16 protein-coding genes are annotated in these 18,304 nt (G+C 66.0%); 7 read left to right on the forward strand and 9 right to left on the reverse strand.

From position 1 onward, the window contains the following. Positions 1 to 318: 318 nt before the first annotated feature. Positions 319 to 2,829, reverse strand: a complete 2,511-nt coding sequence (gene hrpB / locus DFR29_RS17780) for an ATP-dependent helicase HrpB (RefSeq protein WP_243746094.1) — start codon at positions 2,827 to 2,829, stop codon at positions 319 to 321. Positions 2,830 to 2,911: 82 nt separating this feature from the next. Further along, positions 2,912 to 3,373: a barstar family protein gene (locus DFR29_RS17785; RefSeq protein ID WP_208113637.1), complete on the reverse strand. Its 462-nt coding sequence runs from the start codon at positions 3,371 to 3,373 to the stop codon at positions 2,912 to 2,914. Here DFR29_RS17785 and DFR29_RS30535 point away from each other — a divergent pair. Next, positions 3,365 to 3,772, forward strand: a complete 408-nt coding sequence (locus DFR29_RS30535) for a transposase domain-containing protein (protein WP_133819969.1) — start codon at positions 3,365 to 3,367, stop codon at positions 3,770 to 3,772. The genes DFR29_RS17785 and DFR29_RS30535 overlap by 9 nt on opposite strands. On the opposite strand, the gene DFR29_RS17795 is transcribed toward DFR29_RS30535, so the two are convergent. Continuing rightward, complete coding sequence (locus DFR29_RS17795; RefSeq protein ID WP_133819970.1) at positions 3,759 to 4,817, reverse strand: hypothetical protein; 1,059 nt, start codon at positions 4,815 to 4,817, stop codon at positions 3,759 to 3,761. The two genes, DFR29_RS30535 and DFR29_RS17795, sit on opposite strands and share 14 nt — an antisense overlap. Before the next feature lie 328 nt (positions 4,818 to 5,145). Here DFR29_RS17795 and DFR29_RS17800 point away from each other — a divergent pair, with 328 nt between their 5' ends. The 3 genes from DFR29_RS17800 (at position 5,146) to DFR29_RS17810 (ending at position 8,382) form a co-directional block, all read left to right on the forward strand. Next, positions 5,146 to 5,928, forward strand: coding sequence for a TatD family hydrolase (locus DFR29_RS17800; protein WP_133819971.1), 783 nt, complete (start codon positions 5,146 to 5,148; stop codon positions 5,926 to 5,928). 282 nt (positions 5,929 to 6,210) lie between these two features. Further along, positions 6,211 to 7,287 (forward strand): flagellar motor protein MotA, encoded by a 1,077-nt coding sequence (locus tag DFR29_RS17805; protein ID WP_133819972.1) that lies wholly within the window; start codon positions 6,211 to 6,213, stop codon positions 7,285 to 7,287. A gap of 9 nt (positions 7,288 to 7,296) precedes the next feature. Further along, entirely contained in the window at positions 7,297 to 8,382 is a 1,086-nt protein-coding gene (locus DFR29_RS17810; RefSeq protein ID WP_133819973.1) for a peptidoglycan -binding protein, read from the forward strand. 99 nt (positions 8,383 to 8,481) lie between these two features. Here DFR29_RS17810 and DFR29_RS17815 read toward each other — a convergent pair whose 3' ends face one another. From DFR29_RS17815 to DFR29_RS17835, 5 genes are all read right to left on the reverse strand, one after another. Further along, on the reverse strand, positions 8,482 to 9,084 hold the full coding sequence (locus DFR29_RS17815; protein ID WP_133819974.1) for a hypothetical protein: 603 nt from the start codon (positions 9,082 to 9,084) through the stop codon (positions 8,482 to 8,484). Between the two features lie 78 nt (positions 9,085 to 9,162). Next, the gene (locus tag DFR29_RS17820) at positions 9,163 to 9,909 is read right to left on the reverse strand and encodes a class I SAM-dependent methyltransferase (RefSeq protein ID WP_133819975.1); all 747 of its coding nucleotides are present in this window, start codon (positions 9,907 to 9,909) and stop codon (positions 9,163 to 9,165) included. 157 nt (positions 9,910 to 10,066) lie between these two features. Then, positions 10,067 to 10,609, reverse strand: coding sequence for a pseudouridine synthase (locus DFR29_RS17825; protein WP_133819976.1), 543 nt, complete (start codon positions 10,607 to 10,609; stop codon positions 10,067 to 10,069). A 50-nt stretch (positions 10,610 to 10,659) separates the two neighbouring features. After that, the gene (locus DFR29_RS17830) at positions 10,660 to 11,619 is read right to left on the reverse strand and encodes a class I SAM-dependent methyltransferase (protein WP_133819977.1); all 960 of its coding nucleotides are present in this window, start codon (positions 11,617 to 11,619) and stop codon (positions 10,660 to 10,662) included. Between the two features lie 108 nt (positions 11,620 to 11,727). Continuing rightward, positions 11,728 to 12,657, reverse strand: coding sequence for a LysR substrate-binding domain-containing protein (locus tag DFR29_RS17835; protein WP_133819978.1), 930 nt, complete (start codon positions 12,655 to 12,657; stop codon positions 11,728 to 11,730). Positions 12,658 to 12,777: 120 nt separating this feature from the next. Between DFR29_RS17835 and DFR29_RS29260 the strand changes: the two genes are divergently transcribed. Then, entirely contained in the window at positions 12,778 to 12,951 is a 174-nt protein-coding gene (locus DFR29_RS29260; protein WP_166654179.1) for a hypothetical protein, read from the forward strand. Positions 12,952 to 13,114: 163 nt separating this feature from the next. On the opposite strand, the gene aceK is transcribed toward DFR29_RS29260, so the two are convergent. Further along, a complete protein-coding gene (aceK, locus tag DFR29_RS17840) occupies positions 13,115 to 14,854 on the reverse strand; it encodes a bifunctional isocitrate dehydrogenase kinase/phosphatase (protein ID WP_133819979.1) in 1,740 nt (579 codons plus the stop codon). Positions 14,855 to 15,018: 164 nt separating this feature from the next. Here aceK and DFR29_RS17845 point away from each other — a divergent pair, with 164 nt between their 5' ends. Beyond that, entirely contained in the window at positions 15,019 to 17,493 is a 2,475-nt protein-coding gene (locus DFR29_RS17845; protein WP_133819980.1) for a hypothetical protein, read from the forward strand. Between the two features lie 329 nt (positions 17,494 to 17,822). Next, positions 17,823 to 18,304, forward strand: a 482-nt coding sequence (locus DFR29_RS29265) for a hypothetical protein (RefSeq protein WP_166654180.1), incomplete at its 3' end; no start/stop codon positions are given.

Here is an 18,304-nt window from a genome sequence, read left to right on the forward strand (position 1 = left end):
AGTCCGCTTTGGTAGGGCGCCGATGAGCGCAGCGAATTGCGCCGCAGCGTCATGCGCTGGAAGCTGGCTGAACCACCTCGCGGTGCAATTCGCGTTCGCTCATCGCACCCTACGAAGGCAAAGTCTGCTTTGGTAGGGCGCCGATGAGCGCAGCGAATTGCGCCGCAGCGTCATGTGCTGGAGGCTGGCTGAACCACCTCGCGGTGCAATTCGCGTTCGCTCATCGCACCCTACGAAGGCAAAGTCTGCTTTGGTAGGGCGCCGATGAGCGCAGCGAATTGCGCCGCAGGACGCTGCAACGGCGACCGTCGCAACCGCCTAAGTACCGCGCGGCTTCGCCCGCGCCGTCGCGGTGGCGGTCCAGGGATCGTCCGGCCAGGGATGGCGCGGATAGCGCCCCTTCATCTCTTTTTTTACTTCTGGATAAGTTCGCTCCCAGAAGCCCTTCAGATCCTGCGTCACCTGGATAGGCCGCTGCGCCGGCGACAGCAGATGCAAGGTCAGCGGCACGCGCCCCTGGGCGATGCGCGGCGTATCGGCCAGGCCGAACAATTCCTGCAGTTTCACCGCCAATACCGGCGGCTGCCCGGCGACGTATTCGATGCGCCGTTCGTTGCCGCTGGGCACGCGTATCGTCACCGGCGCCTGCGCGTCCAGCGCGCGGCGCTGCTCGAAATCCAGCATCGCACTGAGCGCCTGCGACAACTCATCCGCGCGCAGCGCATCCAGCCGCGACTTGCCCTGCAGATACGGCGCCAGCCACTCGTCCAGGCGCAACAGCAAGGCCTCGTCGGATACATCGGGCAGGCCGATCTCCGGACACCACTCGCGCAACGCCTGCACGCGGCCGCGCAATTCCCGCGCGTTGTCGCTCCAGGGCAATAGCTCCAGTCCGCCTTCCCGCACTGCCGACAGCAGCGCCGGCACCGCATCCGCCGACGTCACCGCCACCTGGCGGCGCGCGATCAGCAACGCGGCAAAACGCCGCTCTTCGAACGCCTCGACCGCACGCTTGGCTTGATTCCAGCGCACGACGCGATGGTTGCCGAAGCGTTCGGGAAAATCGCGTTCGAGCAGATCCGCATCGAACGGTGCGGCGGAAAGAATCAGGCTGTCCTTGTCTTCCGCGCGCAGATCCAGCGCAATCAGCCAGGGCTCGCCGTAGAGCGCGGTGTTTTCGTGCAGGCGCGCGCCGCGGCCGTTGGACAAGGCATAGCGGCGCGGATTGGCCGCGTCCTGCCTGGCCACGCGGTCGGGAAACGCATGCAGCAGCAGATCGCCGATCGCATGCGCATCGCCGGCCTCGCGCGCCGCTGCCGCGCTGCGCAGCCGCCGGCGCCAGCCGGAACTCGCCTGCTCCAGGCCCGACAGCGCGCCGATGTCGGCCTCGCGCGCAGCACGCGCACCGTCGCGGCGCCAGGCTTGCAAGGCCGCAATACGCTGACGGAAATCGTCGCTGCGCCCCGCCTCGCCACGCAGCGGACTGCGCGCCTCGACCGCCGCGAGCAGATCGGCCACCAGCGCCTGATGCTTGGACGGCGCGCGCAAGGCCGCGGCAGCCAGGCGCGGCGTGGCGCCCAGCTCCAGCATCTTGCGCCCCAGCGCCGTGATGCGCCGGTTCGCATCCAGCGCACCGAGCAGCACCAGCAGTTCGCGTGCCTGCGCCAGATTGCCCGCGGGCGGCACATCCAGCCAGGGCAAGGCATCAGCGCCCCAGGCCGCCAGCTCCAGTGCAAGACTGGACAATTCCACCTGTTCCAGTTCCGGCCGGCGCGACGGTTCCAGGCGCTGGCTCTGCGGCCACAGGCGATAGGCACGGCCGGCGGCGACACGGCCGGCGCGGCCGGCACGCTGGTCGGCCGAGGCCTGCGAAATCGCCACCGTCTGCAGTTTGGTAAAGCCCGAATTCGGATCGAAGCGCGGCTCGCGCGCCTGGCCCAGGTCGATCACGGCGCGGATACCCGGCAAGGTCACCGACGATTCCGCCACATTCGTCGCCAATACGATGCGCCGCGTACCTGCCGCTGCGGGCGCCAGTGCCGCACGCTGTTCCTGCAATGGCAATTCGCCGTGCAGGGCCAGCAGCTGCAATCCCGACCAATTGTCCACAATGCTACTCAGCAGCCCACGTGCCTTGTCGATCTCGCGCTTGCCTGGCAGGAATACCAGAATGTCGCCGTCGGTTTCCGCCAGCGCCTGCTCGGCCACGCGGCGCAGCTGCAGCAGCACATCCTCGTTGCCGCGCGCGGCTGGATAACTCACTTCGACCGGAAAACTGCGCCCCGCACTGGTCAGCCGCGGCGCATCCAGCCAGCGCGCTATGCGTTCGCCGTCCAGCGTGGCCGACATCACCAGCAGGCGCAGATCCGGCCGCAAGGTGCTTTGCACATCCAGCGCCAGCGCAGCACCAAGGTCGCCCTGCAGATGCCGCTCGTGGAATTCGTCGAACAGAATCGCGCCGACGGCGCTCAATTCCGGATCGCCCTGCAACAGCCGCGTCAATATCCCTTCCGTGACGACTTCGATGCGCGTCGCCGCCGACACCTTGGCCTCGAAACGGATGCGATAGCCGACCGTAGTGCCAACCTCTTCGCCCAGCTGCCGCGACATGAACTCCGCCGCCGCGCGCGCCGCGATGCGGCGCGGCTCCAACAGCAGGATCTTGCGGCCCTGCAGCCAGGGCTGATCCAGCAAGGCCAGCGGCACCTGCGTAGTCTTGCCGGCACCGGGCGGGGCTTCGAGCACAGCGCGGCTGCCCGCAGCCAGGGTGGCGAGCAGGGAGGGGAGGATTTCGTGGATGGGGAAGTCGACAGGCGAAGGCGTGCTCACGGGCCCAGCCTACCCCAGCACTTGCAACGCTGGCAAAGCGCGGCAGGCCCACATAGCCCGCACTACCGATACCTTGTCTCGATCATGGCCGAACAGGCTCGTCAACCCAGACGACCGTGATTCCGTCGATGGCCTGGTGCGCTTCATCCAGGACCGCACACAGCAACAGCCCTCCATCCACGGAACGCATTTGCCGGCGGCCTCGCACCTCGATCATGGCTGGCAAGCCAATCCCGCCGACCAGGCAGTCCCACAACGCATCGGCATTGCGGCCGTAGTAGCCAGGCAATTGCAGCGAACTCGCCAGCAGGTCGTGGGTGCCTTCAATAGTTGCCGCAGCAGAAAAGCCACCCGAGAAGTTGTACAGAAGTTCACTACGCCGCTCGCCGGGTTTTCCCGCAAAAGAAAAGGCTGCTCGAAGGCCAATGCCGTCAGATAATCCCTGAACCGGCGAATAGAAGTAGAAGGGGGGCATGTTCGGCATGCTCTTTTGCTTTGTATCTGCTCCAGAAAACGCTGAATCCAGCGTTGCAGCATGTGCCATGCAGAAGCACGTGGACAGCTGGGGCAGTTGAACGACGTCCGCTGGATCGAGCAGGCTCTGTCCGCCAGGAGCAAGGCCAGCATTCGACAACGCGAGTTACCGGCTCAGCATGCGGTGTGGCTGTTGATCGGCTTTCAGTGTATCGGCAGTTTCCAATGTGGCAGACGATGCAGCAACTCCCGCCGAGTCTGGATACCCAGAGCGTGCCGGCGTCGAGCGCCAGCGTGCTGGCCCGCCAATGTCTGGGCAGGGAACCGCTGGAGCCATTGTTCCCGCGCGCGAGACCAAAAACCGCGCACTCGGTTTCCCAACGAAAAATGCCAGTCAGCGTCAGCTGACTGGCATTGCCCAGCTGGGCGGCTTTTCGTAGCAGATGGCGTGGCGATTATTCGCAGGTAAGTCCGTTCGTATCGACCGTACGCGTCCACACCTTTTCGCCGGTACCACGCGGCACACCATTGGTATTATGGGTGCTGTTGTAGCGGAACTTCATTTCGTAGCAATTGTTAAAGGTAAACTCCACCGTTCCCCAGGTATTGGTCTGTGCGCTCGCACCGAAATTGCCGGCGAAACCACCACCGGAATTGAAGATTGTCGGCACGGAAATCCTGCCCCGCGTACCGCGGTCGACCGCTGTCGAACCGAACAACCAGAACGGCACGCCATTGCTGTCATAAGTGAACCAGGCAAAAGTAAATAGCAACTTGTTATCTGGTATTTCGAAGGTCTGTACGAGCATGCCTTCGCCGGAATGCGCTTCGTCGAACCAGTTGCCGGTGAGATAACCCGAGATCGGCAGGCCGCGGAAGGCATCGGGGAAGGTGGCCTCGGTCGGGTTGTAGGCCGGGATAGTCAGTGACAAGCCGTTATCGCCGGCAAAGAAATTCAGCAGGGTCAACGTGAACTGATTGTTGAAATCCCAGCGTGCCGTGTCGCTGCTGGTGGTAGGGAAATTTTCCAGCACGAAAGTGCCACTGTAGTACAGCGGTTCGTCGGCGAAAATCGTCGAGACGAATGTGTTGGGCTCGTCCGTCACGCGCACCAGCAGCCTGGGCGCGCTGTTGCCCTGGGTAATGCGTGCACCGGGGAACAACGGATAGCGGGCGGTATTGCCTTCCATATTGGCATCGCGGTCGAGCGCAATGACAGTGGCTGAATCGTAAAACTGGCCGCTGCTGCTGCAGGGAATACGCCATACGCGCAGCGTCACGTACTCGGTTCCGTACTGGCCCAACGAATTGGGCGGATACTGCGCCAGCAGCACGCGGGACGAATAGACCGGCGTCGGATCGTTCGCGGCCGGCAGGCCCGGCATCGGATAGTGCAGGCAGCTGGGCGCATAGACGCGATAATTGTTCGCATACGGTGTCGAGGCTTTAGGCCCCGCGCCCGCGGAAACCCGCTCCGCCCGCTTGGCCGCATCGGCGCGAAGCAGATTGCGCACAGCAGTGTTCTCCTCCGCGACGGCAGTCGCTCGCGCTTGCGCAGCAGGACTGACCGCCTCTGCTTGCGCCGCGACAACCGCGCCACCGGAAAACGCCGATCCAACCAGCAACAGGCTGCCAGCCGCCCAGGCTTTTAACGTACGCATAACAATTTCTCCCTAAACGAAAATGTGCGAGCCGCAAACGTCCTTGAGAGTGTTTTGCAGCAGATGAATTACCTGTGAACTTTTACCTGGTTTTTCCGGTCGCGCCAGCCCAAAACTGCACCGTGGGTGAGGCCCGCGGACGCATCCTGCGATAATGCCGGTCTTTGCCCCGGCGATTCCCATGCACCTGATCGATATCGGCGCCAACCTCACTCACTCCTCGTTTCAGCACGACATCGGGCAGGTTCTGCAACGCGCCCGCGCCCAGGGTGTAGACCAGCTCGTGATCACCGGCGCCAGCCGCGAAGGCAGTCCGCAGGCGCTGGAACTGGCACGGCGTCATCCGGGCCTGTATGCCACTGCCGGAGTGCATCCGCACCATGCGACGGAATACGACGGCGAGACCGACGCGCTACTGCGCGAACTCGTCGCAGCGCCGGAAGTGCGCGCGGTCGGCGAGACCGGGCTGGACTATCACCGCGACCTTTCTCCGCGCGCCACGCAGCAGTTCGCCTTCGAACAGCAGCTGCAGATTGCGCTGGACTGCGGCAAGCCGCTGTTCCTGCACCAGCGCGATGCGCACGACGACTTCATGTCCATCCTCAAGCCCGTGCGCGACAAGCTCGCGGCCGTGGTGGTGCATTGCTTCACGGGTACGCGCGCGGAGCTGTTCGACTATCTCGATATCGACTGCCATATCGGCATCACCGGCTGGATCTGCGACGAGCGCCGCGGCACGCATTTGCGCGAGATCGTCGGCAATATCCCGGCCAATCGGCTAATGATCGAAACCGACAGCCCCTACCTGCTGCCGCGCAACGTCAAGCCCATGCCCAGCCACCGGCGCAACGAGCCGATGTATCTGGCGCATATCTGCGAGGAAGTGGCACGCGACCGGCGCGAGGACACGGCCGTGACCGCGGCCGCCACGACGGCGACGGCAAAGGCGTTCTTCGGTATCTGAGCGGGCCGGCGCCGGCGCGCCGCGCCCGGTCGCAACCGGACCAATCTGGCCGGCAGCTGAGCGCAGGAACCAAGCCGGACGCAACCTGTCAGAGCCCTCTGGCATCCTACGGGAGACCTGGGCAGATCCGGCACCAACGCTGCTCTGGCCGGCAGCATTCCCCACAGCCCGCCAGTCCTGCAATGCGAAGGTCTGGCTGTCTCTGCTCAACAGAGATTGCGTGGCAACAGACACGTTTCGGTTCTTTCACTGGTTCCCAGGGCAGTCCCCGCGAGACATTCCATGACACGACCTACCCGCAGCCTGATCTGGATCGCCGGCTTCCTCGCCGCCGTGTTTGCGCTGGCCGCCCTGATCGCGCCGCGCCTGTACCAGGCCTTCATGGCCAACCCCTTCTTCAATTGCGTGATCCTGCTGGTGCTGCTCGCCGGCATCGCGGTGAACCTGCGCCAGGTGCTGGCGCTGAACCGCGACATCGACTGGATCGAACACTTCCGCCGTGCCAATCCCGAACGACCCGTGCCGGGCCAGCCGCGGCTGCTGGCGCCGATGGCGCGCATGCTGTCCGGGCGCGACCGCAACAAGCTGGCGCTGAGCCCCAGCTCCATGCGCACCGTGCTCGACGGCGTCTATCTGCGGCTGGAGGAAGCACGCGACCTGTCGCGCTATCTGATCGGCCTGGCCATCTTCCTCGGCCTGCTCGGTACGTTCTGGGGCCTGCTCGCGACGATACGTTCAGTCGCCGACATCATCGGCTCGCTCGGCGTCGGCACCGATTCGGTAGCCATGTTCGGCGCCTTGAAGGACCAGCTACGCGAGCCGCTGGCCGGCATGGCGACCAGCTTCTCCACTTCGCTGTTTGGCCTGGCCAGCTCGCTCGTGCTGGGCTTTCTCGACCTGCAGGCAGGCCACGCGCAAAATCGCTTTTACAACGAAATGGAAGAGTGGCTTTCCGGCGTGACCAAGCTGTCTTCCTCCAGCGGCATCGGCGGCGACGGCGACAGCTCGGTGCCGGCCTATGTACAGGCACTGCTGGAACAGACCGCCGACGGCCTGGAGCGCATGCAGCGCGCCATCGTCGAGAACGAACGCGAACGCCGCGGCGCCAGCGAGCAGCTGGGCGAACTCAATGCCCAGCTCGGCCGCCTGACCGAATTCCTCAGCCGCGACGCGCGCGAACGCCATGCCGCCGCCGAGGTGCAGGAAGAACTGCGCACGGCGCTGAAATCCATCGCCAGCCACAACGCGCCCAGCAGCACGCTGTCGGACGAGCTGCGCAGCGAGTTCCGCCTGCTGTCGCGCACCATCGCCGCGGCCATGGACAACCAGCGTCGCGCCGGCAACGACCGCGGCCACTAAGGGCAGACCATGCGCAATCTCGCTGCCCGCCGCCGCGGTCTGGATATCTGGCCCGGCTTTGTCGATGCCCTCACCTCGCTGATCATGGTGATGATCTTCGTGCTGATGCTGTTCGCGATCGGCCAGTTCGTACTGACCGACTCGCTGGCGGGCAAGAATCGCGCGCTGGACGATCTGAATGCCCGCGTCGCCGCGCTGGCCAAGACCCTGTCGCTGACCCAGGACAGCAATCGCCAGCTCGATGGCAAGGTGAAAGAGCTGTCGGCCTCGCTGGGTTCAACCGGCGCCGAACGCGACCAGGCCCGCACCGAACTGACTGCCGCCCAGGCCGAGGCCGCGCGCCTGAACACCGACATCGCCGCGCTGGCCCAGCTCAAGGCGCAGCTGGAAAGCGAAGTCGCGCGCCTGGTCAACGAACTGGGCCTGAGCCAGGGCGAAGTGGCCAAGGGCAAGGAGCTGTCAGCTGCACAAGTTGCACAACTGGAACTGTTGAACCGGCAGATGCAGGCACTGAATGCGCAGCTGGCGCAGATCCAGGCCGCGCTGGACGTGGCCAGCAAGGACATCAAGGCCAAGGACGCCAGAATCGCCGACCTGGGCAAGGAGCTGAACATCGCCCTGGCCAACCGCGTCGGCGAACTGGAGCGCTACCGCTCCGAGTTCTTCGGCCGCCTGCGCGCAGCGCTGGGCGACCGGCCGGACATTCAAGTCGTCGGCGACCGCTTCGTCGTGCCGACGGACATCCTGTTCGACAGCGGTTCGTCCGAACTCGGCCCTACCGCGCAAGCCTCGCTGGACAAGCTGGCCGAGACGGCCAAGCTGGTTGCCGCGGAGATTCCGTCCACGCTGGACTGGGTATTGCGCATCGACGGCCATACCGACGCACGGCCCATCCACACCGACCGTTTCCCGTCCAATTGGGAGCTGTCCTCGGCGCGGGCGGTGTCGATCGTGAAATACCTGGTCGTGCAAGGCATCCCGGCGCACCGGCTGTCGGCGAACGGCTTCGGCCAGTTCCGCCCGCTCGATCCGGCGCAGACGCCGGAAGCGTTTACGCGCAACCGGCGCATCGAGATCCAGCTGACGAATCGCTAGCAGTAGCCAGGCTTTGAAATTGATGCGAATGCTTCAAAGGCGGGTAGCCAGCGAAACCGGCCGACAACGGCGGTCGCAGGCGGCCAGCTTCCGGCGCGACTACTTTTCGCCTTTCTCGCCTTTGCCACCCTTTTCGCCCTTGTCTCCCTTCGCCGCCTTGCCGGCTTTATCGGCTTTTCCCGCCGGTGCTGCAGAAGCCGCATACGACGCCCATCCGCCGAATTGCAGGCCGATGACCTGGTCGACGACGGTCGCCATCTTGTCGAAGGCATGCGCTGGCGTGCCGCTGACGCGGTAGGTGACGACAGCCTCGCTGCCTTCGTCTTTCGCCGCGATGGCGATGCTCAGCACGCCGCTGACGGCCATGTCCTGCATCGGCCCCAGCGCTGCATTCAGGCGCAGCAGCTGCTCGCGCTTGAACATCACGACGCGGCCATGCTCGGCGCCGCCGTCTTTCCAGCGTTCGCAGAAGCAGCCGCCCAGCGCGAGATCCATACTGAGATTGGCCGCGTCGCCGGACCAGGTATGTTCCTTCGGCCACCATTTGCCCGGCTGCCCCAGCGCCGCCCAGGCCTGCGCCGGTGGCGCGGCAATGCTCAGCCGATGCTCGACGATGAAGCCTTCCGGCGCCGACTGCTTCACTGCCGCATTCGCCGTGCCCGCTGCGAGCAGCAGCGCGGTAACGCCCAGACCGATTCGCATAAGCCGTACTCCTGCAACAAATGCCGGGCATACAGGTTGGAGCGCGCCTGGCGGCTTACTCCAACCTGCGCATCCTTCTCAAGTACACCGCCCCACGCGCATGGCCAGATCCCAATGCACTTCCCTGGCCTCGGCTGGATCGCCCCAGGCGGCGGCGAAGTCGGCGGCGAGATCGGCGACCGGATCCTTGCCCAGCGCTTTCATGTAGCGCTGCGTCGCCGACCAGCTGCGCAGATAGGCCAGAAAGCCGGCCAGATCCCAGCTGGCGATAAGGTCGAAACGCGGTGCTTCGATGCGTTCGAACGGAAATTCCAGCTCGGCATAGCCGCTTTCGACCAGTCGGCGTTCCGGTGGCCAGTAACTGTCGAGCAGGTCTACGTACAGGTGCCGCTTCACTGCATCCACCGCTGCATCGACGCGGCAATCGGCATATGTCCACTCCGCGACAATGCCGCCCGGCTTGAGCACGCGCTCAACCTGGGCATGGAATTCCTCGATGTCGAACCAGTGCAGCGCCTGGGCCACTGTGACCAGGTCGGCGCTGACTTCGCGCAGGGAACAGTCTTCGGCGCGCTCCACGCAATAGTCGATATTCGGTGCCGCCACGGCCTGGTCGATCTGCGCCTTGCTCGGATCGGTAGCGTAGACACGCCGGAACTGGCCGGCCAGGCCGACACTGGCCTGGCCGCTGCCGCAGCCGGCGTCCCAGGCCAGTTCGCGGCCCGGTGCCTGCTGCGCCAGCCAGACGAACAGTTCTGGCGCGTAATGCGGCCGCGAGGCGCGGTACATCGCCGAATGCGTGGAGAAGTGGTCCTTGAAAGTCATGGCAACCGGGCACCGTCGGGGCTGGGGTCTCAGCCCAATAGTGCGATGCGGCGGCGCCGCAGACAATCGGATAACGCCGGCGACTTTGGGACAGGCAGGCCGCAGCAGGATTTCAGCCACATCGACCCGCCGCGCAGAACCGCCGCGCGCGACGCCATCAGCCCAGTTCGCGCCACTGCCCAGGCTGCAGGCCTTCCAGCGCATGGCCGCCGATACGCTGGCGGACCAAGCGCAAGGTGGGCAGGCCGACGGCGGCGGTCATACGCCGCACCTGGCGGTTGCGGCCTTCGTGCAGGCTCAGTTCCAGCCAGCTGTCGGGCACGCTCTTGCGAAAACGCACGGGTGGATCGCGCGGCCACAGTCCGGCAGGCTGCTGTGGCAGCGCGCTGACCTGGGCCGGCAGGGTCGGTCCGTCATTGAGCAGCACGCCGCGGCGCAACTGCGCCAGCTGCGCCGCAGTGGCAACACCTTCCACTTGTACCCAATAGGTTTTTGCCTGCTTGTGACGCGGGTCGGTCAGGCGGTGCGCCAGCGCGCCGTCGTCGGTAAGCAGCAGCAGGCCTTCGGAATCGAAATCCAGCCGGCCGGCGGGATAGACGCCGGGCTGGACGATATGCCCGGCCAGGGTCGGCCGTGGCGGCACGCTGCGGTCGGTGAACTGGCACAGCACGCCATAGGGTTTGTTGAACGCGATCAGCATAGGCAGCTGCGGCGTGCGCAGGCACTAGTGGCCTGCACACGCCGGACGGCTTACTGCTTGACCGGCTCCACCGGCGCACCGGGCGGGGTCGGCGCATTCGGCTTGACGAACTTCAGCGTCATGCGGTCGGACTCGCCGATCGCGACGTACTTGGCCTTGTCGGTTTCGCCCAGGGCCAGCGACGGCGGCAGGGTCCAGACGCCCTTTTCGTAGTCCTTGGTGTCCTTGGCATTGGCGTTGACCTCGCTCTTGCCTTCCAGCACGAAGCCGGCGTCGGTGGCGAGCTTGATCACGTACTCTTCCGGGATGTAGCCGGAATCCTTGGTCTTGGCCAAGTCCGCCCCGGCCGCCGCACGATGGTCGGTGACGCCGAGCACGCCGCCAGGCTTGAGCACGTCGAAGGCCGACTGGAACATCGCCTTGTCGCTATTCCACATCATGAAGTTGTGTACGTTGCGGAAGGTCAGCACCACGTCAGCACTGCCCGGTTCGCCGAGCTTGGGTGCGGCCTGCGCGAATTCGCGCAGTTCCACTTCGCTGTAGCGTTCCGCATCGGCGGCAATCTTGTCCTTGAGGCCGCCGTTGGACTTGGTCAGGTAGTTCTTGGTCCCTTCCTTTTCCACGCTGGCCGGGTCGATCACGGCGGCCACGAGCTTGCCCTGGCCCTTCATCAGCGGGGCGAGGATTTCCGTATACCAGCCGCCGCCCGGCGTGATTTCGATCACCGTCTGGCCGGGCTTGAGGCCGAAGAAGGCCAGCGTTTCCTTGGGGTGGCGGTAGGCATCGCGCGCCTTGTTCGCGTCGCTGCGCCAGCTGCCGGCAAGGACGCTGCTCAGGCGCGCATCCCACTGCGCGGCGGGGTTGGCGACGACGGGCGCGGCCGGTGCGGCAGCGGCGGGCGCCGGCTTGGCGGCCTCGGGCGCTGCAGCCGGCTTGGCCGGTTCGGAATTGCCGCCACCGCAGGCGGCGAGGACGAGGGCAAGGGCGAAGGGCAAGGCGAGCTTCTGCATGGGGTCTCCGTAGTGTGGCCGGGGCTGATCAGGCGGCAGGCTAGCACGGCCGGTCGGGAGCGGCGATGACGCTACGCCAGGCGGTGCGGCGAATGCGCCGGAACGGCACTAGCGCCGGCTGCGCCGCGAACGCGGCGCCGGCGCATGTACCGCAGCCGTCGCGGAAATATGCTGCGCGGCCTCTTCCAGCAGCCAGGTGCGGAACGCGGCCACGCCCGGATGCTGGGCCGAACGCGGCGGATAGACCAGGTAGTGCGACCACTCTGCGCGCAGGCGCTGCGGCATCAGCGCGACCAGGCGGCCGGCCTCGATCAGCGGCTTGACCATGGTCATGCGCCCCAGGGCCACGCCCAGGCCTTCCAGCGCCGCGCGGTGCAGGGTTTCCGTGTCGCCGAAATTCGCCACGTAGCGCTTGGGCGGCGCGCCGCCGAACTGCAGAAACCAGTCTTTCCAGCGTTCGCCCGGGTCGCCCAGCAGCGGCCAGCGCGCCAGCTCTGCCGGCTCGGGCACACGGCTGCGCCGCTTGAGGAAATCCGGGCTGGCCACCGGCGTAATCCACTCGTCGAACAGGTGTACCGCGTCCAGCCCCGGCCAGGTGCCGGGGCCGAAGCGCAGCGCCGCGTCGATGGCTTCCTTGTTGAAATCGACCAGGCTGCTGCCCGAGTGCAGATGCAGTTCCAGTTCCGGGTGGCGCGCAACGAATCGCGGCAGCCGCGGCACCAGCCAGCCCGAAGCCACGGTCGGCAGCATCGACAGGCTCAGCGCGCCGTCGCGGCTTTGCCGCGGCGGCTGCAGCGCGCGCGCTATCGCATCGAGCGGCGCGGCCACGGCATCGAGCAGGCGCTCGCCGTCGGGCGTAAGGCTGACACCGCGCGGACCGCGCACGAACAGGGTCTGCTGCAAGCGCTGTTCCAGCGCGCGGATCTGGTGGCTCAGCGCACTCACGGTGAGGCTCATGCCCAGGGCCGCACGCGACAGATTGCGCTGCTGCGCCGCCAGCACGAAAGCCTGCAGGGCGGTCAGCGGCAGTTTTGCCATGTTGAATTTTCCTCAAGCCTGGCTTGCAAAGATGTCGCTTTTTACGCCACCGGCGCCGGCCTAACCTAGCAACACCTTCAAGTCGTGTCGATCCCGGCACGCCTTCCCCGGAGACCCGACATGAGCTCGATCTGGAAAGACCTGTTGTTCCTGCATGGCCATTTCGTACGGCCCGAAGACCTGCTCGATGCGGCCGTGGACAGCGCGTCCCGGACAGCAGCACAGCGCGAGCCGGTAGCGGCTACGCCGGCGCAGCAGCACGACAGCGATCTTGCTTGCGGCGGATGCGCGTGAGCGTCGACCTTCTGGTCACCACACGGCCGCTGTCGTCGTCAGCTGGCAGCGCCATTCGCTTGCGCCCATCGTCCCCCACGACGTCAGTGCGCAGCGTGCTTCCGTAGGGCGCGATGAGCACAGCGATTGCGCCGCAAGGTATCCCCCCACCGAACGCCCGAGGCTAGTCCAGCGACTGCCCCAGCAACGCCACCGTATCCAGGCAGGCACTGGCCGGGTACGGCGGCACGTCGATGCGCTCGCCCTTGGCCATGCGTTGCTGCAGCTGCAGCCACCAGCGCACGTCGAAGATCTCCTCGTGCTTGCTCAGCAATGCCGCGCGCAGGTCGTCGTTGAGGCCGAGAAAGCGCGGAAACTGCTGCGGGAACACATCGTTCGGCCCCACGTACCAGGCATCGCCACCGCTGGCGCCGTCGCCTTCGTCGTCGGGCAGGGCACGGAAGCGGCATTCGTGCACGAAGCACAGTTCGTCGTAGTCGTAGAAGATCGCACGGCCGTTGCGCGTGATGCCGAAATTCTTCAGCAGCAGGTCGCCCGGAAACACGTTGCTGCGCGCCAGGTCGCGAATCGCCTGGCCGTAGTCGAGGATGGCGCGCCGCGCCGCTTCCGCATCGACCTCGCGTAGGTACAGGTTCAGGGGACGCAGGCGCCGCTCCACGTAGCTGTGCGCGATGACCAGGTCGCTGCCGTCGACATAGGCGCTTTCGCGGCACTCGGCCAGGATTTCCGCCAGCAGCGCCGGCGCGAAGCGGCGTTGTGGAAAACGCAGGAAACGGAATTCCTGTGCATCGACCAGGCGGCCGGCGCGGTCGTGATGGAAGACCAGGCGGTATTTGCCCATCACTTCCTCGCGCACGCTTTCCTTGGGAAAGGCGAAGCGGTCGCGGATCAGCTTGAACACCAGCGGATACGACGGCAGCGTGAACACCAGCATGACCATGCCGCGCTCGCCGTCGGCATGCACGAACTGCTCGTCCGGATCGCGTTCCAGATGGCGGAAGAAGTGCCGGTAGCGTTCGGTCTTGCCCTGCTTGGCGCGGCCGAGCACCGTATACAGCTCGTCGATGGGCTTGGACGGCAGCAAGGTGCGCAGGAATACCACTGCGTCGCCGACCGTTGCCAGGTCGGCATGGAAGTAGCTGCGCGTGTAGCCGAAGGCCTGGGCGACATGTTCGCGTTCGGTCAGCACCGCGTCGGCGCGGATGCCGCCGGGCTCGTGTACCAGCGCGATCAGCAGCGGCGTGATGCGCTCGGCGCCGAATACGCGGCCGACCAGGTAGGCGCGCTGTTCGCGATAGAACACCGTCTGCATCAGCTCGATCGCGCGCACCGGATCGCTGCCCCAGGATTCCAGCCGGCGCGAAATCGCCTCGGCGATGCGGATCGCGCACAGGCCCGCATGGGCGTAGGCGGCAGCGAAGGGATAGTCGTCGAGGATGGCCTGGCAGACTCGCGCCAGATTGCTCCAGACCGCATAGCTGTGCCGCGCCACCGGATGCGTGATGCGGTCGGTCGGTTCGATGTCCAGCGCGACGAATTCGATATCCGCGTCGACGCCGCGGGTCTTGAAGTAGCGCCGGGTCAGTGTGTTGTACCAGGTCTTGTACAGCTCCTGGTCGAGCAGATTGGCGATGGCGCGGCTATACGCGGCGTGGATGCCGTGCCACAGCGCGCGCTCGCGCAGGCGCTCGCCGAGCAAGGCTTCCAGCGGTGCAGCCAGGCCGGCGATGCAGGTGTCGTACAGCTCGATACGCTCTACCGCATCGGCAGTGGCCGCGCTCCAGTCGCGCGTTTCGAAGCGCCGCTGGGCGCGCTGGGTGATGGCGCGGAAGCGTGCGTGGTAGTTGGCAAAGCCGGCGTGGATCAGTTCGGCCGCCTGGGCCGCAACAATGCTGTCGGTCATAGTCGGTCGTTCGCAGGAGGCTGAGGCGAGTATCGCGGCAATGGCGCAGCTGGCAAGCGCTGTTGCGCGGCATACGCTGACGAAGTGCACGTGCCGTAACGGTTTCTTATCGGCCAGGCCGCAGAGACACCCCTAGAATTGCCCCGCTTCAGGGGAGATTTCGCATGTGCAAGACAACCGCCAGCCTGCTCGCTGCAGGCCTGATCGCCGGCATCGCCACATCGGCGCTTGCACAGAGCGCCGGCGAGCTGCAGCTGCCGCAGTGGTCGCAGACCTTTCGCTTGCGCGCAAACACCGCGGAGCGTCCGCTGCAGACCTTGCAGGGCAGCTGGCTGCGCCTGGGCGACGGCACGCACCTGGTTGCCGCGCGGGATATGCCCGGTTCGGACGGCTTTCGCCTGCGTGCACTGGAGCCGGACGGCCGCGAACGCTTCACGCTGCCGCTGCAGCCAGAATCCTATGCCGGCGAAGCGGTGGTACAGCTGGCGCACGATGCCGCTGGCGGCGGTGCATTCGTCCTCAGCGATGTCGCCGGCGACTGGCGTCCGGCCCGGCTCGATCTGCTGCAGCCTGACGGCACAGGCCTGTGGCAGCAGGCAATGCCGGAAGGTGCAGGCGATGCAAAGCAGCTGAGCACCTATGGCAACGCTGCAGTCCTGGTCCTGCAGGACGCCGTTTTGCAAGCCATAGACCGCAGCGGAACGGTGCGCTGGGCGTTCTATCCGGGACAGAACGAAAGCCTGCTGCATCACGGCGGCGTCGCCTTCGACGATGACAGCGGCACTACCTGGCTGGCCGGCAGCGGCGGTCTGCGCGGCATGCCGGATGGCGACCGTGTTGCCGCCGTGCGCCGCTTCGATGCCAGCGGTACGCTGCTGTCGCTGGATACTTTCCGTTGTCCACAATGCAGCCAAAGCCGCGCGACCGCGATCGACCTGCTGCCCGACGGCGAAGCCGTCGTCGTCGGCCGTTCCGGCGAGGGCGAGCCCGGCTTCGTCGCGTTCTACCATGCCGACGGCACACGCCGGCTGCGCTTGGATACGCCGCCCGGGAGCGGCTACGACCGCCTGGTACACGATGAACTCGGCACGATCTATGCTTTTTCCGCCAGCGACAGCCGCGTCGTTGCGCTGGGCCGCGACGGCAGCGTGCTGTGGCAGCGCGAAGGTGCCGACATGGCAGCGCTGGACCAGGGTGTGCTGGTTTCGCCACCGTTTCCGCGCCGCGCCGGTGCACTAGGGGTCGATGCGTACAGCGCTTCCGGCCAGCTGAGATGGTCGCGTCAGATCGAAAGCAGCGACGGCCTGCGGGCCGGCGGCGCACGCTGGGACAATGGCCGCATTACACTGCTGGCGCAGATCCAGCGCAGCGACAGCGGCTGTGGTATCGCTCCGCATGTGATCAGCCTGAACAGCCAGGGCGCCGTGCTGGACGATCTGCGCGCCTGCAGCATGCCGGTCATACGCTCGATCAGCAGCACCAGCGCCAACCCCCTCGGCGGCATCATCGGCAATCTGCAGGGCACTCTGGTGCAGCTGTCGCCCGACGCGCAGCGCCGCTGGCAATATCCCGCCTGCCCCGCCTGCGTCGCCGACGACAGCACCCTGGCCGGCGCCAGCCACGTCTACGCGGACGGCTCGGCCTGGATCGCACTGGCCAGGTCGGCCCCGTCGGCGCTGGGCCTGCGCCGCGCACTGCTGCGCATCGGCGCCGACGGCTCGGTCCTGAGCGAAACCGAATTTCCCGCCATTGCCCGCACCACGATGCATGCCGGCGTGCTGCTGGCTGATGCCGATCGCGCCATCGACATTGCTGCACACGCCGGCGGCCTGCGCTGGTCGCGCGTTTCCGCTGCGGGCGTACTGCAGGAGACGCGCAGCATCGGCCTGCCGGGCAGCAGCGATACGGTTGATCTGCTCGACTCGCGGCTGTGGCCGGACGGCAGCGTCAGCCTGGTCACGTCGCGGCGCAATTTTCTCGGCTGCCAGACTTCTCCACCTAGCCCGGTTTCCTGCACACCGGCATTGACCACGCTGTTGCGCCTCGACGCCGACGGCAGCGAGCGCTGGCGCGTCGAACTGGGCCTGGGCTGGCCCTATGTCGGCATCAATGCCGATGGCAGCAGCCTGGCGTTTTCCGTCGCGAGCCAGCAGCCCGTGCGTGCGCGCCCGATCGATGCCAACGGCACTGCCGCCGCAACCCTGGATGTCGGCACGCTGAGCAGCGACTTCTCGTTCGCCGGCATGGGCCCGGTACGCGGCAGATACCTGATCAGCACGGGCAGCGACCTCTATCTGCTGGACAGCCAGGCGGCCATCCTGGCAAAGCGCCCAGGCGACAACGACGCCTGCTGCCGCCTCTACGCCCAGGGCGACTACGGTTTTCTCGTCAGTAGCGTGAACGCCGATGCGGCCCTGCTGTCGGCGGACGATCTGTCGCTGACTGCCCGCTTCGATCTCGACGGCCAGGCCAATACCGGTCTGCAGGGCGGCCGCTGGTTCTGGCATCTGTTCGATGACGGCAGCATCTATTCCTCGATACGCCGGCCGGCGGAATACCTGCTGGGCGGACGCCTTTCGCGCTTTGCCGTGCCGGGCTCGCCCGCTGCCGACCGCGTGTTTCTCGACCGTTTCGACTGAGGCGGTGACGGGCGGCACCGGTCGGATGGGTGGGATTTTCGGTGGATTTCCGGCATTTCACAAATTACGCAGACTTCTATTTCTGAAGAATAGCGATAGCAATTCACTATTTTTTTGGCAACCGCTCCGTCTGACAGGTAGATTGCCGGCCAATTCACGGCAAAAATCGGCGTTTTCCAAGCCGATCTGGCGGACATTCGTACGAGAAAACCACACTGGAAAATTGCGCCGATTTTTTGGGGGGAATTTTCCACTTCCCCCGTCTACCCAGTGCTCAGTGCAGCGCCGCGGCCGACGCCGCTTCAACGACACCGCCGGGAGACAAGACCATGCCGCCGAAATTCCACCGATTGCTTCGCCTTGCTGCGCTGACCGCGCTGGCAGGACTGGGCACCGCCGCGCAGGCACAGACAGCGCCGCAGTGGACGCGCCTGCTCTCCGCCTACGAACCCAGCGATGAAGACGTGTACGACCGGCGCCACTGGGCGGTGGACAAGGACGGCGGTAGCGTCCTTGCCGGCAGATCTGCAGCGGGCGTGATACTGCGCCGGTTCGCGGCGGACGGAAGCGAGCGTTTCACGAAGACGTTCCAGCCGGACCGGCTGCCACTGCCGTCGAACCAGATCACTATCGCCATCGTCGCGGTCGATCCGGCCAGCGATGCGACCTACGCCGTTTTAAGCGGTCCTGTCGACTTCACCCCGACGACGATCAAGCACTGCAATCTGCTGCGCTACAGCAGCCAGGGCGTGCGCGAACTGAGCCTGGCCGTGCCGCCGGCCAATGGCGGTGCCGGCGACTGCCTGGAGCT

It is taken from the genome of Tahibacter aquaticus (genome assembly GCF_004363655.1).
GTDB lineage: Bacteria > Pseudomonadota > Gammaproteobacteria > Xanthomonadales > Rhodanobacteraceae > Tahibacter > Tahibacter aquaticus.

Excerpts from the sequence above, each read along its gene's own strand:
- DFR29_RS17820 (WP_133819975.1), bottom strand. The coding sequence starts at position 9,909 with ATGACTTTCAAGGACCACTTCTCCACGCATTCGGCGATGTACCGCGCC.
- DFR29_RS17825 (WP_133819976.1), bottom strand. The coding sequence starts at position 10,609 with ATGCTGATCGCGTTCAACAAACCCTATGGCGTGCTGTGCCAGTTCACC.
- DFR29_RS17800 (WP_133819971.1), top strand. The coding sequence starts at position 5,146 with ATGCACCTGATCGATATCGGCGCCAACCTCACTCACTCCTCGTTTCAG.
- DFR29_RS17830 (WP_133819977.1), bottom strand. The coding sequence starts at position 11,619 with ATGCAGAAGCTCGCCTTGCCCTTCGCCCTTGCCCTCGTCCTCGCCGCC.
- aceK (WP_133819979.1), bottom strand. The coding sequence starts at position 14,854 with ATGACCGACAGCATTGTTGCGGCCCAGGCGGCCGAACTGATCCACGCC.
- DFR29_RS17785 (WP_208113637.1), bottom strand. The coding sequence starts at position 3,373 with ATGGCACATGCTGCAACGCTGGATTCAGCGTTTTCTGGAGCAGATACA.
- DFR29_RS17835 (WP_133819978.1), bottom strand. The coding sequence starts at position 12,657 with ATGGCAAAACTGCCGCTGACCGCCCTGCAGGCTTTCGTGCTGGCGGCG.
- DFR29_RS29260 (WP_166654179.1), top strand. The coding sequence starts at position 12,778 with ATGAGCTCGATCTGGAAAGACCTGTTGTTCCTGCATGGCCATTTCGTA.
- DFR29_RS17810 (WP_133819973.1), top strand. The coding sequence starts at position 7,297 with ATGCGCAATCTCGCTGCCCGCCGCCGCGGTCTGGATATCTGGCCCGGC.
- DFR29_RS17845 (WP_133819980.1), top strand. The coding sequence starts at position 15,019 with ATGTGCAAGACAACCGCCAGCCTGCTCGCTGCAGGCCTGATCGCCGGC.
- DFR29_RS30535 (WP_133819969.1), top strand. The coding sequence starts at position 3,365 with ATGTGCCATGCAGAAGCACGTGGACAGCTGGGGCAGTTGAACGACGTC.
- DFR29_RS17805 (WP_133819972.1), top strand. The coding sequence starts at position 6,211 with ATGACACGACCTACCCGCAGCCTGATCTGGATCGCCGGCTTCCTCGCC.
- DFR29_RS17815 (WP_133819974.1), bottom strand. The coding sequence starts at position 9,084 with ATGCGAATCGGTCTGGGCGTTACCGCGCTGCTGCTCGCAGCGGGCACG.